Raw genomic sequence first — 15,190 nt, 5'->3', positions numbered from 1 at the left:
TGTCGATGCCTCCTTCAGGCTGCGGCGATGGGGATGGTGCGGCGGCGTTCCTCGACGGTCGCGGGACGGATCTGGCCGCGCTCCGGCATGAACACGACGTTGGCGTCGGCCGCCTCGCTGTTGACGAAGGTGCGGAAGCGCTGGCGCACGGCCGGGTCCTCGACCGCGTTCTTCCACTCGTCCTCGTAGGTGTCGACCACGCGCTGCATGTCGGCTTCCAGTTCGGCCGCGATGCCCAGCCTGTCGTCGACGACGACCTGTTTCAGGTAGTCCAGGCCGCCCTCCAGGTTCTCGCGCCAGGTGCTGGTGCGCTGCAGGCGGTCGCCGGTGCGCACGTAGAACATCAGGAAGCGGTCGACCAGCTTCACGACGGCCGCCTCGTCCAGGTTCGACGCCAGCAGTTCGGCGTGGCGCGGCTTCATGCCGCCGTTGCCGCACACGTACAGGTTCCAGCCCTTGTCGGTGGCGATCAGGCCGACGTCCTTGCCCTGCGCCTCCGCGCACTCGCGGGTGCAGCCGGACACGCCGAACTTGATCTTGTGCGGCGCGCGCAGCCCCTTGTAGCGGTTTTCCAGCGCGATCGCGAAGCCGACCGAGTCGCCCACGCCGTAGCGGCACCAGGTCGAGCCGACGCAGGACTTCACGGTGCGCAGCGACTTGCCGTAGGCGTGGCCGGACTCGAAGCCGGCCGCGATCAGCTCTTCCCAGATCGCCGGCAGCTGGTCGACCCTGGCGCCGAACAGGTCGACGCGCTGGCCGCCGGTGATCTTGGTGTACAGGCCGTATTTCCTGGCCACCTGGCCGACGGCGATCAGGCCGTCCGGCGTGACCTCGCCGCCCGGCATGCGCGGCACCACGGAATAGGTGCCGTCCTTCTGGATGTTGCCGAGGAAGTAGTCGTTCGAATCCTGCAGGCTGGCGTGCCTGGGCTTCAGGACAAAGTCGTTCCAGGTCGAGGCCAGGATGTTGGCCGCGACGGGCTTGCAGACGTCGCAGCCCAGGCCCTTGCCGTGCTTGTGCAGCAGCGTGGCGAAGTCCTGGATGCCGCCCACGCGCACCAGGTGGTGCAGCTCCTGGCGCGAGTACGGGAAGTGCTCGCACAGGTGGTTGCTGACGGCCAGGCCGGCCTTCTGCATTTCCGCCTTCATGATCTGCGTGACCAGCGGCACGCAGCCGCCGCAGGACGTGCCGGCACCGGTGCAGGACTTGAGCGCGCCGATGTCGCAGGCGCCCGCGGCCACCGCGTCGGCGATGGCGCCCTTGGTGACGGCGTTGCAGGAACAGACCTGGGCCGTGGCCGGCAGCGCCTCGACGCCGATGGCCGGGCGCGCGCCGCCCGCGGCCTGCGGCAGGATCAGGTATTCCGGCGCGTCCGGCAGCGCCATCCCGTTGAGCATCATCTGCAGCAGCGTGCCGTATTCGGCGGCGTCGCCGACCAGCACCGCGCCCAGCAGGCGCTTGCCGCAGTCGGAGACGACGATCTTCTTGTAGACCCGCTTGCGCTCGTCCGTGTACTGGAAACTGCGCGCGCCCGGCGCGGCCGCATGGGCGTCGCCGATCGAGGCCACGTCCACGCCCATCAGTTTCAGTTTGGTGCTCATGTCGGCGCCGTCGAACGTGCCTTCCTGGCCCAGCAGCGCGCGCGCCACCGTGCGCGCCATGTCGTAGCCCGGCGCGACCAGGCCGAAGGTCTGCCCGTTCCACGCCGCGCATTCGCCGATGGCGTAGACGTCGGCGTCCGAGGTGACGCAGTCGTCGCCGATGGCGATGCCGCCGCGCGGGCCCGTCTCCAGGCCGCAGGCGCGCGCCAGCTCGTCGCGCGGGCGGATGCCGGCCGAGAACACGATCATGTCGGTTTCCAGGAAGCTGCCGTCGGCGAACTCCATGCGATGGGTGGCGGATTCGCCGTCGACGATGCGCAGCGTATTCTTCTGCACGTGCACCGCGACGCCCAGTTCCTCGATCCTGGCGCGCAGCATGCGCCCGCCCGGGTCGTCGACCTGCACCGCCATCAGGCGCGGCGCGAATTCGACCACGTGGGTGTCGAGCCGCATGTCGCGCAGCGCCTTGGCGCACTCCAGGCCCAGCAGGCCGCCGCCGACCACCACGCCGGACTTGCCGCGCGCGCCGCATTCGAGCATCGCTTCCAGGTCCTCGATGGTGCGGTAGACGAAGCAGTCGACACGCTCGCGGCCCGGGACCGGCGGCACGAAGGGCGTCGAGCCGGTGGCGAACACCAGCTTGTCGTAGGCCAGGACGTCGCCGTCTGCCAGGGCCACGGTCCTGGCCGCGCGGTCGATGGCGGCGGCCCTGGTGCCCAGGCGCAGGTCGATGCGGCCGGCGTGGCGTTCGAAGAAGCCCGGCGCCACCAGCGACAGCGCGTCCGCCGTGGTGCCCGAGAAGAAGGACGACAGGTGCACGCGGTCGTAGGCCGGGCGCGGCTCCTCGCACAGGACGGTGACGTGGAGGTGAGCGGCCGCGGCCGGGTCGGCGAACAGCGTCTCGAGGAATTTGTGGCCCACCATGCCGTGGCCGATGACGATCAGTTTCATAGCGTGGTCCCCGTTGCTCAGGCGGCGGCCGGCGCCGGGGTCTCGACGACGGCCGACTTGAAGCGCACGCCGATCGCGCACACGGCGGACGCCAGCACCAGGCCGCCCAGGATCATGAAGGTCTGGCGCACGTCGCCGCTGCCCTTCATCAGGAAGCCGGCCAGCACGGCGCCGACGTTGCCGCCCGCGCCGACGATGCCGGCCACGCCGCCCAGCGCCTTGCGGCTCACGAACGGCACCAGCGCATAGGTCGCGCCGCAGGCCATGTGGGTGCACAGGCCGAAGGCCAGCATGGCGGTGATCGCCAGCGCCGCGCTGGTGGTGCTGGAGAACCACAGCAGGCCCAGGCCCTCGCCCACCATCAGCACGAACAGCAGGGTGACGCGCGAATTCAGGTCGCCGCGGTTGGCGGCGCGGTCGGACAGCCAGCCGCCCAGCGCGCGGGCGAACAGCGCCAGCAGGCCGAAGCTGCCGGCCGCCATGCCGGCCGCGCCCAGCGACAGCTTGAAGTGGTCGACGTAGTAGGTGGCGGCGATGTTGTGGACGAACAGTTCGATGCCGAAGCAGGCGCCGTAGGTGACGAACAGCAGCCAGGCGCGGTAGTTGCGGCAGGCTTCGCGAAAGCTCGCCCAGCCGCCCTTGCCGCCCGCCTCGAACGGGATGCCGGCGCCGCGCAGATCGGCGAAGTTACCTTCCGGGCAGTCCTGGGTGAACTTCCAGTAGACCACGGCCATGATGAGCATCAGCACGCCCGGCACCAGCAGCGCCACGCGCCAGCCCATCGTCTCGCTCACGCCGGCCATGACGACGGCGCCCATCAGCAGGGGCATCAGGGCCTGGGCCGCGCCGCCGCCACTGTTGCCCCAGCCGGCCGCCGCCGCGTTGGCGGTGCCGACCACCTTCGGGCCGAACATCACCGAGGTATGGTACTGGGTGATCACGAAGCTGGCGCCGACGGCGCCGATGCCCAGGCGGAACAGCAGGAAGCTCTCGTAGCTCTGCGCCAGCGCCACGCCCAGCACGGGGAGCGCGCCCAGCGCCAGCAGGCCGGTATAGGTCTTGCGCGGGCCGAAGCGGTCGCACAGCGGGCCGACCAGCAGGCGCACCAGGATCGTGATGGCGACCGCGGCGATGTTGATGTCGGCGATCTGCGCCACCGACAGGTGGAATTCGCCCTTGATGACTGGCATCAGCGGCGCGCAGGCGAACCAGGCGAAGAAGCAGACGAAGAAGGCCACCCAGGTCAGGTGGAAGGCACGCATCTGCGGCGTGTCGAAGGAGAGGAGCTTGATGCTGTTCGCTTTGCCGGCCATCTTGTTTACCCTTTAAAAATGAAAAAGGCGCCCGCTGCCTGGCCGCGCGGCGGCATGCGGGTGCATGCGCGGGCGGGTGCAGCGGACGCCGTTGTCCTTGTCTGCCAACCCGCCGTTGGGCTGGCACCTGTATTCATGAAGGGATCGCCGTTGATCCTCGACCAGGGTATGTGCAAGAGCCGTGCCACGTGGCGCCGCCCCACGCGCCGGGCGCCCGCCGGGGCGGCGCGCTTCATTGCAGTGCACCATGCGCAAAAACGGGGCGCGCGGGCGGCGCCCCGCACCATGCCCGCGCCGGTCAGGCCCCGGTCAGGCGCCGGCCAGCGCCGGACGGGCGATCGGGAAGGACGAGAGATAGGCGGCGGGGTCCTTGCCGGTCCAGACCTTGCCGTCCATGAGCATCGAGGTGCGCATCAGGCTGGACGGCGCCGGCACGCCGGCCACCAGCGCCGCCTCGCGGTACAGGCCGACGCGGTTGACGCGCGCGGCCACCGCCGCGTAGTCGACGTCCTCGCGCAAGAGCCCCCAGCGCCGGTGCTGGGTCATGAACCACATGCCGTCCGACAGCCACGGGAAGTTGGCCTCGCCGCCGGCGTGGAACTGCAGCGGGTCGGGGTCGGTCCAGCGCTTGCCGAGGCCGTTGTCGTAGTGGCCGTGCAGGCGCGCGGCGATCGCCTGGCGGTCGGCGTCCACGTAGGCGGGGCTGGCCAGTACCTCGGCCGCCGCGTCGCGGTGGGACGGCGCGTCGTCGATCCAGCGTCCCGCTTCCAGCACGGCGGCGACCAGCGAGCGGCAGGCGTGCGGATTGGCGTCGACGAAGGCGGCGGTGGCGCCGAGCGCCTTGCCGGGATGGTCGGGCCAGATGTCCTGGCTGGTCGCGGCGGTGAAGCCGCTGCCGTCCAGCACGGCGCGCGCGCTCCACGGTTCGCCGGCGCAGAAGCCGTCCATGTGGCCGGCCGCCAGGTTGACGGCCATCTGGCTGGGCGGCACGGTGGCCACGCGCACGTCGCGCAGCGGATCGATGCCGCCGGCCGCCAGCCAGTAATACAGGAACATCGCGTGGTTCCCGGTCGGGAACGTGTGGGCGAAGGTGAAGCGGCGCGTGCCCCGGCGCAGCAGCGCGGCCAGCGTGGCGAGGTCGGTCGCGCCCTGGGCGGCGAGCGCGCGCGACAGCGTGATCGCCTGGCCGTTGCGCGACAGGTTCATCAGCACGGCCATGCGCGCGGCCGCGCCGCCGATGCCGTTCTCGACGCCGTACAGCATGCCGTACAGCGCATGCGCCGCGTCGAGCTCCCCGGACAGCAGGCGGTCGCGCATGCCCGACCACGAATGCTGGCGGTGCAGCGCCAGCTTGATGCCGTGCTTCTCGTCCAGGCCCAGCACCGATGCCATCACCAGCGATGCGCAGTCGGTCAGCGGCATGAACCCGACGCGGATCGTGCCCTTCTCGGGGCGGTCGGAACCGGTTACGAATGCGCCTGACATAGTGTTCCTTAGCTTGGTAGTCAATCAACGTCGCCCCTGCCCGCGCAGGGACGCCATGCATGGTGGGCCGGGTGTCAGCCCAGCAGGTCCTCGACGTCCAGGATCCGCTGCGCCACCTCCGCCAGCCGGAGCTTCCTGTTCATCGCCATCCCGCGCAGCTTCTGGTAGGCCTGGTCCTCGCTCAGGCCCCCCTTGGCCATCAGGATGCCCTTGGCGCGCTCGACCAGCTTGCGGTCGGCCAGCTGGCGGCGCGTGTCCGACAGTGCTTCCAGCAGGCGCCGGTCGTGCCGGAAGCGCGCCAGCGCCACGTCCAGCACCGGCTTGACGCGCTCGGCCTGCAGGCCGTCCACGATGTACGCCGAGACGCCGGCTTCCATTGCCGCGTCCATGCTCGAGGTGGTCTCGTCGTCGGTGAACAGCACGATCGGGCGCGGCTCGTCGCGGGTGGCGATCACGATGTGCTCGAGCACGTCGCGCGCGTCCGACTCGCTGTCGATGATGATCATGTCGGGCTGGATCTGGGCGATGCGCTCGGGAAGGAAGATGTCGGCCGGCAGCGAGGCGACGATGTCGTAGCCGGATTCGAGCAGGCCGATGCGAAGCTGCGCGTTGCGTTGCGCCTGCATGACCGCCGCGTCCGCGCCGGCGCAGGACACCGGCGTGGCATTGATGACGACGATGCGCAGGGTGCGCGGAACCTTCGGAGGCGATTTCATGCCAACCGGATATGCAAGTTCCGGGCCAGCGTCTCGTCGCCGGACAGATATTCGCGCGGCGCATAAGCAGACCAAGGATGAATGATAGTTTCACCTAAGTAAACATTCACGAAACGTATGCTATACATCACGAACTAAAAGTTTATTTATGACGCGTCCCGTCCTATACTGCATCGCAACACGACAGATTCTTACCGGAGAACACCATGAGCATCGCAACGATCACCCAGGCGCAGGACAAGGGACTGCGCCACCAGTTTGCCGAAGCGTTCGCCACCATCCGCGACTTCGCGATCGAGATGTACACCGCCCACGGCGGCTGGTTCGTCGTCGACGCCGCCCAGCCGGCGAGCGGCGCCCTGGCGGTCGAAATGAACCGCACCGATTCCAAGTAAACAGACCAGCGAAAAGGATACCCATCATGACCTACGTCGAATACGTCACCGTCGCCATCTCCGCCCTGGCCATCGTCACCCGCATCGTCATGTTCGTGCGCAACCCGTCCGTGACCAGCCCCAGCGAACAGTGGACCACCGAGTACCCGCAGCTGAAAGAACTGGGCTGATCTCCTGGCCCACCGGCCTGCCCGCAGGCCAGCTCCATGTCTCCACGCGCCCGGCACTGGCCGGGCGTCGTCTTTTGTGCACCGCAACAGCGCACGCCGGTCCTCCCGTCATTACGCAAGCGTGCCACGCCGGCAGCTTTCTCCCACATTCCCACCCCAGCGGCATCATCGGCTGCGCTAGAATGCCTTTTTGCAATTTCCACGTAATCAAGCATTCCCGTTCCTCCCTACCCACCAGACCGATGACGCGACCACTTGCCCTTACCGCCGTATCCCTTGCTGCGCTGCTGACCCTGCAGGCCCACGCCGCCACGCCCGTCACCCTCGACCAGGCCATGGCCCACCCCGACTGGATCGGCACGCCCGTGGAAGCGGCCTGGTGGAACTGGGACGGCAAGCAGGTGTTCTACAAGCAGAAACGCACCGGGTCGCCGGTGCGCGACGTGTTCGGCGTCGACGCCACCCGAGCCGGCAAGGCCGCGCAGGTGAAGGACGCCGACCTGTCGACGCTGGACAGCCCGGACATGCTGTACAACCGCGAGCGCACGCGCGCCATCGTGGTCCGCAACGGCGACCTGTTCGAGCGCGACCTGAAGACCGGCGCGCTGGTGCAGGTCACGCGCAGCAACGGCGTCGCGATCTTCACGCCGCAGTACTCGGCCGACGGCCGCAGCATCCAGTTCCGCTCCGGCGACGACTGGTATGCCTGGAACCGCGCGGACCGCATCGTCGCGCCGGTGGCCGTGGTGCGCGCCGCCAAGGACCCGAACGTGCAGGACGCCGACGCGCTGCGCGACATGCAGCTGCGCCTGATCGCCACGCTCAAGCGCCAGAAGGACGAACGCGAGGCCGTCCGCGCGCGCGCGGAGGAAGAGCGCCGCGCCGATCCGACCCGCGCGCCGTCCCCGATCTACCTGGGCGACAAGCTGGCCATCGTCAACAGCGCGCTGTCGCCGGACGGCCGCTGGCTGCTGGTCGTCACCGGGCCGAAGGACGGCGACAAGGGCCGCGTCGGCAAGATGCCGCGCTACGTCACCGAGAGCGGCTACGAGGAATTCTCGGACGAGCGCACCCGCGTCGGCCGCAACGGCCCGCAGGGCCACGGCCTGAAACTGGTCGACCTGGTCAAGCGCGAGGTCAAGGACCTGGCGCTGGATGCGCTGCCGGGCATCGCCGTCGATCCGCTGGCGGCCATGCGCGCCGAGCGCAAGCTGCCCGCGCTCAAGGGCAACCGCCTGGCCATGATCGGCTTCCGCGGCGAGGCCATCGTCTGGAGCCAGGACGGCGCCAACGCCGCCGTCATGTTCCGCTCGGTCGACAACAAGGACCGCTGGATCGCCACCGTCGACCTGCCGCGCGCCGCCCTGGCGCCGGTGCACCGCCTGAGCGACCAGGCCTGGGTCAACTACGACAACAACGAGTTCGGCTGGCTGCCGGACAACCGCACGCTGTGGTACCTGTCCGAGGAAAGCGGCTACTCGCACCTGTACGTGCGCGACGCGGCGGGCACGACGCGCGCCCTCACCCAGGGCAAGTGGGAAGCGTCGGACGTGGCCTGGTCGGCCGACGGCCAGACCGCGTGGGTGCTGTGCAACCGCAACACGCCGGGCGCCTACGAAGTCTGCGCCGTGTCCGCCCGGGACGGCGCCACGCGCGAGGTCAGCAGCCTGGACGGCGGCGTCGAGGACTTCCGCCTGTCGCCGGACCAGCGCCGCCTGCTGGTGCACTACTCCGGCCCCTACCTGCCGCCGCAGATCGCCACCCTGCCGTCGCACGGCGGCGAGGCCGCGAAGCTGAGCGACACCCGCACCCCGGACTACAAGGCGCGCGAATGGATCCAGCCGCAGTTCGTCGCCGTGCCGTCGACCCACGGCGCCGATCCGGTCTGGGCCAAGCTGTACCGCCCGGCCCGGCTCGAGCCGGGCAAGAAGTACCCGGTCGTGATGTTCGTGCACGGCGCCGGCTACCTGCAGAACGTGACGCGCCGCTATACGCCCTACTTCCGCGAGCAGATGTTCCACAACCTGCTGGTCGAGAAGGGCTACATCGTGCTCGACATGGACTACCGCGCCTCGAAGGGCTACGGCGCCAAGTGGCGCAGCGCGATCTACCGCCAGATGGGCCATCCGGAACTGGAAGACTACCTGGACGGCGTCGACTGGATGGTGGCGAACCAGCAGGGCGACCGCGACAAGGTCGGCATCTACGGCGGCAGCTACGGCGGCTTCATGTCCCTGATCGGCATGCTGCGCGCGCCGGACGTGTTCAAGGCCGGCGCCGCGCTGCGTCCGGTGACCGACTGGAGCACCTACAACCACGAGTACACGGCCAACATCCTGAACACGCCGGAACTCGACCCGGAAGCGTACAAGATCTCGTCGCCGATCGAGTATGCGCAGAACCTCAAGGGCCACCTGCTGATCGCGCACGGCATGGTCGACGACAACGTGTTCTACCAGGATTCGGTGCGCATGGCCCAGCGCCTGATCGAGCTGAAGAAGGACAACTGGGAGCTGGCCGGCTATCCGCTCGAACGCCATTCCTTCGTGCAGCCGGAAAGCTGGTACGACGAGTACCGCCGCATCTACCAGCTGTTCGAGCGCACCCTGAAGTAAACGCCGCGCACCCTTCCCGCCCGGCGCGGTATGCTGGCGTTTTCGTCCAGCATGCCGCGCCATGATCTTCCGCCCGCTCCGCGTCTTCCAGCTCGCTTTCCTGCTCGCCGCCCTGGCCGCGGCGTCCCCCGCATCGTTCGCCCAGGACAAGCCCGGCTTCGTCGGCCTGCCCGCCGGCGGCACGCTGGATGCGCGCAAGGTGCTGACGGCGCGCTACGGCGAGCAGGCGGCCACCACCCGCCGGATCGCGGGCGGCATCACCGGGGTCTTCGTGGAAAGCCGCGACGCCGCCGAACAGGACACGGTGCCCGTGACCTTCGGCCAGGTGTTCGCGCCGGGCGACGTCGGGCCGCGCGACCGCCTGGTCGGCCGGCTCGCCGACGGCACCCTGCTGCCGGTGCAGGTCGACGCCAAGGCGCGCCATGCGGACGGCTCGCTGCGCCACGCGGTCGTCTCGGCCATCGTGCCGAAGCTGGCCGCGCACCAGTCGCTGATGCTGGCGCTGGCCAGGACCGACGCCGCGGCGGCGCCCGCCGCGGCGCCGGCGACGCCCGCCGACCTGCTGGCGCAGGGATTCGCGGCCGACGTGCGCGTGCGCCTGGACGGGCGCGAGTGGCGCGCCGCGGCCGCGTCCCTGCTGGCCGGCCGGGGCGCGCAGGCCTGGCTCGCGGGACCGCTGGCCAACGAGTGGGTGGTGACGGCGCCGCTGGTCGACGCCGCCGGCGCGCCCCACCCGCACCTGGCCGCGCGCTTCGCGGTGCGCTGGTATCCGCAGGCGCGGCGCGCGCGCGTCGACGTCACCGTCGAGAACGACTGGGCCTGGGAACCGGGTCCGCGCAACTTCACCTACGACGCCGCCATCGACGTGGGCGGCCGCGAGGTGTACGCGAAGCCGGGCCTGGTGCACGTGCACCATGCGCGCTGGCGCAAGGTCGTCTGGTGGGGGCAGGCGCCGGCCGTGCACCTGCGCCACGACACACCCTACCTGATCGCCTCGCGCGCCCTGCCCAACTACGACCAGTCCTTCCCCGCGGCCGAGAGCGCGCTGGCCGACATGAAGGCGCGCTGGACCGGCGCGGCGACCGAGCCGATGGGACTGGGCCTGGCGCTGGCCTACATGCCGACCACGGGCGGACGCGTGGACATCGGCATCCTGCCCGCCTGGGCCGCGCTGTACCTGCTGAGCATGGACCCGCGCGCCGCCGAGGTCACGCTGGGCACCGCCGACCTGGCCGGCAGCTGGCCGATCCACTTCCGCGACCGCCGCAGCGGGGACCCGGTCAGCATCGTCGACCATCCCTACGTGACGCTGATGGGGCACCTGAGCGACACCGTCGATCCGGCCACCGGCAAGTCGCAGGCGTTCCCGCCGTGCGCCCCGGGCGCCTGCGACAACCCGTTCACGCCCGACATCGCGCACCAGCCGAACTTCGCCTACCTGCCCTACCTGCTGACCGGGGACCAGTACTACCTCGAGGAGCTGCTGTTCTGGGCCAGCTACAACGTGGTCGCCCTGAACCCCAACTACCGCGACCATGCCAAGGGGCTGATGCACGGCGAGCAGGTGCGCGGCCAGGCCTGGGCCCTGCGCACGCTGGGCGAGGCGGCCTACATCGCGCCCGACGCGCACCCCATGAAGCGCCAGTTCGCCGCCATCGTCGCGAACAACCTGGACTGGTACAACCGCAGCTATACCGACAACCCCGCCGCCAACCGCCTGCACGCCATCGTCAACGGCTATGCGCTGTCGTACAACAACGGCACCGCGCTGGCGCCCTGGCAGGACGATTTCTTCACGTCCGCCATCGGCCACCTGGCCGAACTGGGTTTCCGGGAGGCCGACCGGCTGCTGGCCTGGAAGGCGCGCTTCCCGGTGGCGCGCATGATGGACCCGGGCGCCTGCTGGATCGACGGCGCGATCTACGCGCTGACGGTGCGCCGCGGCGCCGACGGCCCGTTCCTGTCCGGCATGGCCGAGGCCTATGCGGCCAGCCACGAGCCGTCCTTCCTGGCGCTGCCGTGCGCCGGCGGGGAAATGGCGGCCGCGCTCAAGCTGCGCCCCGGCGAGATGAACAACTATTCCGGCTCGGCGATCGGCTTCCCGTCGAACATGCAGCCGGCGCTCGCCTACGCCGCCGACGCCCTGGGCGAGCCCGGACGCAAGGCCTGGGAACGCTTCATGGCGCGCAGCGTCCTGCCGGACTACAGCGGCGCACCGCAGTTCGCGATCGTGCCGCGCAGCGTGGGGGCCGGACAGGACGAACGCGCCGCCGCCCCGGCGCAGTGAGCCGTCGCCCCGGCCCAGTGAGCCGTCGCCCCGGCGAAGGCCGGGGTCCAATGTGCACGCGTTCCGGCTGCGCTACGAAATCAGGCCCCGGCCTGCGCCGGGGCGACGGTCGTGCAGCCAGCAATCCTAGTTCCCCAGGAAATCCAGCAACGTCAGCGCCACCACCTTGGTCGCCTTGCGCAGGTCTTCCAGCAACAGCCGCTCGTCCGCCTTCTTGGCGTTCGATTCCGGCACCGTGCGCGGCCCGGCGCCGTACAGCACGGCCGGGATGCCGTGTTCGCCGTACAGGCGCGCATCCGCGTACAGCGGCGTGCCCCGGGCCTGCGGGACTTCGCCCAGGATCGCCGCGCCGTGGCGCTGCAGGCTGGCCACCAGCTCGTCCGAGCCCGGCAACGGGCGCAGCGCCTGCGACAGCAGCAGGCGCCGGATGTCGAGGCGGATGCCGGGCAGGCCGCGCACCGCGTCCTCGACCAGCGCGCGCACCTGCGCCTCGACCGCGACCGGGTCTTCTTCCGGGATCATGCGCCGGTCCATCTTCATGACCACCTTGCCCGGCACGACGTTGGTATTGGTACCGCCGTCGATGCGCCCCACCAGCATCGTCGGCGAATCGATGCCGGGCACGCCCGACTTGATCTTCTTGAGTTCCGGCAACTGGCCGTAGATCGCATTCAGGATCTTCGTCGCCGCCTGCAGCGCGTCGACGGCCGTCTCCGGCATCGCGCCGTGGCCGGCCTTGCCGTGCACCGTGATCTCCAGCTGCAGGCAGGCGTTGTGGGCGGTGACGATGTCGTAGGCGAAGCCGGCGGCGATCGCGAAGTCGGGCTTGACGATGCCCTGTTCGAGCAGCCAGCCGGGCCCCAGCAGGCCGCCGAATTCCTCGTCGTAGGTGAAATGCAGCTCCAGCGCGCCGCGCAGCGGCACGCCCAGCGCCTCCAGCGCGCGCGCCGCGAACACGTAGGTGGCGAAGTCGCTCTTGGACACGGCGGCCGCGCGGCCGTAGATGTAGCCGTCCTCGACGACGCCGCCGTAGGGCGGCCTGGTCCAGCCTTCGCCCGGCGGCACCACGTCGCCGTGGGCGTTCAGCGCCAGCGTCGGGCCGCCGGCGCCGTAGGGGCGGCGCACGACCAGGTTGACGATGCTCTGCATGCCGTAGTCGCGCACGCGTTCCTGCGGCACCGGGTGCCGCTCGGCCGTCCAGCCGTAGTCCGCCAGCAGCTGCGCCACCCGGTCCGCGTGCGGCGCATTGTCGCCCGGCGGCGTGTCGGTCGGGACGCGGATCACCTGCTGCAGGAAGGCGACCTCCTCGTCGAAATGGTCGTCGATCCAGCGCAGCAGCGCATCCTGTTGGTCTTCCATGGGGTTCACTCCGTTCTTGCGCCGGACTCGAACCAGGCCGCGACCCGGGCCCGTTCGGCGTCCGTCATGTTGGTCATGTTCGCCAGCGGCATCGCCTTCAGCTGCACCGCCTGCTGGTAGATGCGCGGGGCGTTCTGCGCGATGCCGTGGACGTCGTCCAGCGCCACCCCGGCCGGGGCCGAGGCGAAGCCGGGCTGGCTCGGGTGCGCCGCGTGGCAGGACACGCAGCGCTGCTGGATGATGCCGCGCACCTGCGCGAATTGCGCGGCCCCGTCCACCCTGGCGGCATTGCCCGTCGCATCGCCGACGATGCCCGGCGGCGCCGGCAGCAGCGCGACCATCGTCCCGAGCAGGATCAGCACGCCGATCGCCGGGTACTTCCACGCGATGCGGCCCTTGTGGCGCAGGTTGAAGAAGTGGCGGATGAAGACGCCCGCCAGCATGATCGCGGCCAGCACGGCCCAGGCGTGGTCGTGGCGGTAGGTCATCGCGAAGTGGTTGCTGATCATGATGAACAGCACCGGCAGCGTGAAATAGTTGTTGTGGACGCTACGCTGCTTGCCGCGGATGCCGTAGATGGGGTCCGGCTTGCCGCCCGCGATCATCGTGTCGACCACCTTGCGCTGGCCGGGGATGATGACCATCGCCACGTTGGCGACCATGATCGTGCCGATCATCGCGCCCACGTGGATGTAGGCCGCGCGCCCGCTGAGGAAATGGGTGAGCACCCAGGCCGCGCCCACAAGCAGCAGGTAGACGACGGCGCCGAACGCGAGGTCGTGCTTGCCGAGCCTAGAGCGGCACAGCAGGTCGTACACGACCCAGCCCGCGACCAGGCTGGCCAGGCCGATGCCGATGGCCTGCCAGGACGACAGGTCGGCCACGGCGCGGTCGACCATCATGGCCTGGGCGTTGAAGTAGTAGACGATGGTGAGCAGCGCGAAGCCCGACAGCCAGGTGGAATACGCTTCCCACTTGAACCAGTGCAGCTCCTTCGGCAGGCTGGCCGGCGCCACCATGTATTTTTGCGGGTTGTAGAAGCCGCCGCCGTGCACGGCCCACAGCTCGCCGGCCACGCCCTTCTGCGCGAGGTCCGAGCCGGGTGCCGGCGGGCGCAGCGAATTGTCCAGCCAGACGAAGTAGAACGAGGCGCCGATCCAGGCGATGCCCGTGATGACGTGCAGCCAGCGAACCAGCAGGTTCATCCACTCGAGGCCATACGGGACGTAGTATCCAAGCAGCTCCATGCGCATCCTTTAGACGTAGTTGGATAGAAGATACGCTGCTTCCCATTCATACAACATGAAATATGACGTATATTCGACATAACGATAAGGATATACGCCTCCCATGTCCAGCCTTCCCCAGCACCTCGACCTGCACCTGATCCGCATCCTCTACCTGCTGCTGGTGGAAAAGAACGTCTCGCGCGTCGCCCTCAAGCTGAACCAGCCGCAGCCCTCGATCTCGGCCTCGCTGCGCAAGCTGCGCGAACTGACCGGCGACCCGCTGCTGGTGCGCGGCGCGCGCGGCATGGTGCCGACGCAGCATGGCGAAAGCCTGCTCAAGCCGGCCAAGCGCATCCTCGACGAGACCGAGAGCCTGTTCATCCGCAAGTCGCCGTTCGTGCCCGAGCAGGCCGCGCGCACCTTCCACATCGCGGCGCCGGACTACCTCGACACCCAGTTCCTGCCCAACGTGGTGGCCAGCATCCGGCGCGGCGCGCCCAACAGCCGCGTCGCGATCCACCACCTGGGGCCCGGCAACGACTACCTGCGCATGCTGTCGGACGGCGAGGTCGACCTGGTGATCGCCAACTGGGACGAGCCGCCCGCGCACCTGCACATGTCCAAGCTGTTCGAGGACCCGATCGTCTGCACCATGCGCGCCGACAGCGCCTACGCCCGGCGCACCGCCAGCGACGCGATGACGCTCGACGACTACCTGGCGCTGCCGCACGTGGCGCCGGCCGCCATGCTGCCAGGCTACCACGGCGTGATCGACGCCTTCCTCGAGCGCCAGGGCCTGCAGCGCAAGGTGGCCGTGGAGTCGCCCTACTTCGGCCTGATCCCGTACATGCTGGCCCAGACCGACCTGGTGCTGACCACCGGCCGCCAGTTCATCCGCTTCTACGAGAACACGCTGCCGCTGAAGAACTTCGCGGTGCCGCTGAAATTCCCGCCGATGCGCTTCTACCAGCTGTGGCACCAGCGCGTGCACCAGTCGCCCGAGCACAAGTGGCTGCGCGACCAGGTGACGGCGGCGGCCAGGGCGCTGGTCAAGCGGTGACGTCCGCCG

At 69.7% G+C, this 15,190-nt stretch carries 11 protein-coding genes; 5 read left to right on the top strand and 6 right to left on the bottom strand.

Annotated features, from left to right (window positions below; translation table 11 throughout):
• Positions 1–14 precede the first annotated feature (14 nt).
• The 4 genes from nirB to QZ749_RS10865 all read right to left on the bottom strand — a co-directional run bounded on the left by nirB (position 15) and on the right by QZ749_RS10865 (position 6,066).
• Positions 15–2,552 carry a nitrite reductase large subunit NirB gene (gene nirB / locus QZ749_RS10880; RefSeq protein WP_296946472.1) on the bottom strand — a complete coding sequence of 846 codons (2,538 nt, stop codon included), beginning with the start codon at positions 2,550–2,552 and terminating at the stop codon, positions 15–17.
• 17 nt (positions 2,553–2,569) lie between these two features.
• Complete coding sequence (locus QZ749_RS10875; protein WP_296946470.1) at positions 2,570–3,865, bottom strand: MFS transporter; 1,296 nt, start codon at positions 3,863–3,865, stop codon at positions 2,570–2,572.
• Between the two features lie 309 nt (positions 3,866–4,174).
• Positions 4,175–5,350 carry a CmpA/NrtA family ABC transporter substrate-binding protein gene (locus QZ749_RS10870; RefSeq protein WP_296946468.1) on the bottom strand — a complete coding sequence of 392 codons (1,176 nt, stop codon included), beginning with the start codon at positions 5,348–5,350 and terminating at the stop codon, positions 4,175–4,177.
• A 74-nt stretch (positions 5,351–5,424) separates the two neighbouring features.
• Entirely contained in the window at positions 5,425–6,066 is a 642-nt protein-coding gene (locus QZ749_RS10865; protein ID WP_296946466.1) for an ANTAR domain-containing response regulator, read from the bottom strand.
• Positions 6,067–6,272: 206 nt separating this feature from the next.
• On the opposite strand from QZ749_RS10865, the gene QZ749_RS10860 reads away from it, so the two are divergent.
• The 4 genes from QZ749_RS10860 (at position 6,273) to QZ749_RS10845 (ending at position 11,533) form a co-directional block, all read left to right on the top strand.
• Positions 6,273–6,461 (top strand): hypothetical protein, encoded by a 189-nt coding sequence (locus tag QZ749_RS10860; RefSeq protein WP_296946460.1) that lies wholly within the window; start codon positions 6,273–6,275, stop codon positions 6,459–6,461.
• 26 nt (positions 6,462–6,487) lie between these two features.
• Positions 6,488–6,631 carry a hypothetical protein gene (locus QZ749_RS10855; protein WP_296946458.1) on the top strand — a complete coding sequence of 48 codons (144 nt, stop codon included), beginning with the start codon at positions 6,488–6,490 and terminating at the stop codon, positions 6,629–6,631.
• A 242-nt stretch (positions 6,632–6,873) separates the two neighbouring features.
• Positions 6,874–9,246 carry a S9 family peptidase gene (locus QZ749_RS10850; protein ID WP_296946455.1) on the top strand — a complete coding sequence of 791 codons (2,373 nt, stop codon included), beginning with the start codon at positions 6,874–6,876 and terminating at the stop codon, positions 9,244–9,246.
• A 61-nt stretch (positions 9,247–9,307) separates the two neighbouring features.
• Positions 9,308–11,533 (top strand): hypothetical protein, encoded by a 2,226-nt coding sequence (locus QZ749_RS10845; protein ID WP_296946453.1) that lies wholly within the window; start codon positions 9,308–9,310, stop codon positions 11,531–11,533.
• A 126-nt stretch (positions 11,534–11,659) separates the two neighbouring features.
• Here the strand turns inward: QZ749_RS10845 and QZ749_RS10840 are convergent, their stop codons facing one another.
• On the bottom strand, positions 11,660–12,892 hold the full coding sequence (locus tag QZ749_RS10840; protein WP_296946451.1) for a M20/M25/M40 family metallo-hydrolase: 1,233 nt from the start codon (positions 12,890–12,892) through the stop codon (positions 11,660–11,662).
• Between the two features lie 5 nt (positions 12,893–12,897).
• Entirely contained in the window at positions 12,898–14,139 is a 1,242-nt protein-coding gene (locus tag QZ749_RS10835) for a urate hydroxylase PuuD (RefSeq protein ID WP_296946449.1), read from the bottom strand.
• Between the two features lie 103 nt (positions 14,140–14,242).
• Here QZ749_RS10835 and QZ749_RS10830 point away from each other — a divergent pair, with 103 nt between their 5' ends.
• Positions 14,243–15,181 carry a LysR substrate-binding domain-containing protein gene (locus QZ749_RS10830; protein ID WP_296946447.1) on the top strand — a complete coding sequence of 313 codons (939 nt, stop codon included), beginning with the start codon at positions 14,243–14,245 and terminating at the stop codon, positions 15,179–15,181.
• The last annotated feature ends 9 nt before the right edge of the window (positions 15,182–15,190 follow it).

Source organism: uncultured Massilia sp. (assembly GCF_913773735.1).
Taxonomy (GTDB): Bacteria; Pseudomonadota; Gammaproteobacteria; order Burkholderiales; family Burkholderiaceae_D; genus Telluria.
Note: the sequence above shows the minus strand (reverse complement) of the source record. Positions and strands in the feature narration are given on the sequence as shown.

Excerpts from the sequence above, each read along its gene's own strand:
- QZ749_RS10830 (WP_296946447.1), top strand. The coding sequence starts at position 14,243 with ATGTCCAGCCTTCCCCAGCACCTCGACCTGCACCTGATCCGCATCCTC.
- QZ749_RS10860 (WP_296946460.1), top strand. The coding sequence starts at position 6,273 with ATGAGCATCGCAACGATCACCCAGGCGCAGGACAAGGGACTGCGCCAC.
- QZ749_RS10850 (WP_296946455.1), top strand. The coding sequence starts at position 6,874 with ATGACGCGACCACTTGCCCTTACCGCCGTATCCCTTGCTGCGCTGCTG.
- QZ749_RS10835 (WP_296946449.1), bottom strand. The coding sequence starts at position 14,139 with ATGGAGCTGCTTGGATACTACGTCCCGTATGGCCTCGAGTGGATGAAC.
- QZ749_RS10870 (WP_296946468.1), bottom strand. The coding sequence starts at position 5,350 with ATGTCAGGCGCATTCGTAACCGGTTCCGACCGCCCCGAGAAGGGCACG.
- QZ749_RS10845 (WP_296946453.1), top strand. The coding sequence starts at position 9,308 with ATGATCTTCCGCCCGCTCCGCGTCTTCCAGCTCGCTTTCCTGCTCGCC.
- QZ749_RS10875 (WP_296946470.1), bottom strand. The coding sequence starts at position 3,865 with ATGGCCGGCAAAGCGAACAGCATCAAGCTCCTCTCCTTCGACACGCCG.
- QZ749_RS10855 (WP_296946458.1), top strand. The coding sequence starts at position 6,488 with ATGACCTACGTCGAATACGTCACCGTCGCCATCTCCGCCCTGGCCATC.
- QZ749_RS10840 (WP_296946451.1), bottom strand. The coding sequence starts at position 12,892 with ATGGAAGACCAACAGGATGCGCTGCTGCGCTGGATCGACGACCATTTC.
- nirB (WP_296946472.1), bottom strand. The coding sequence starts at position 2,552 with ATGAAACTGATCGTCATCGGCCACGGCATGGTGGGCCACAAATTCCTC.
- QZ749_RS10865 (WP_296946466.1), bottom strand. The coding sequence starts at position 6,066 with ATGAAATCGCCTCCGAAGGTTCCGCGCACCCTGCGCATCGTCGTCATC.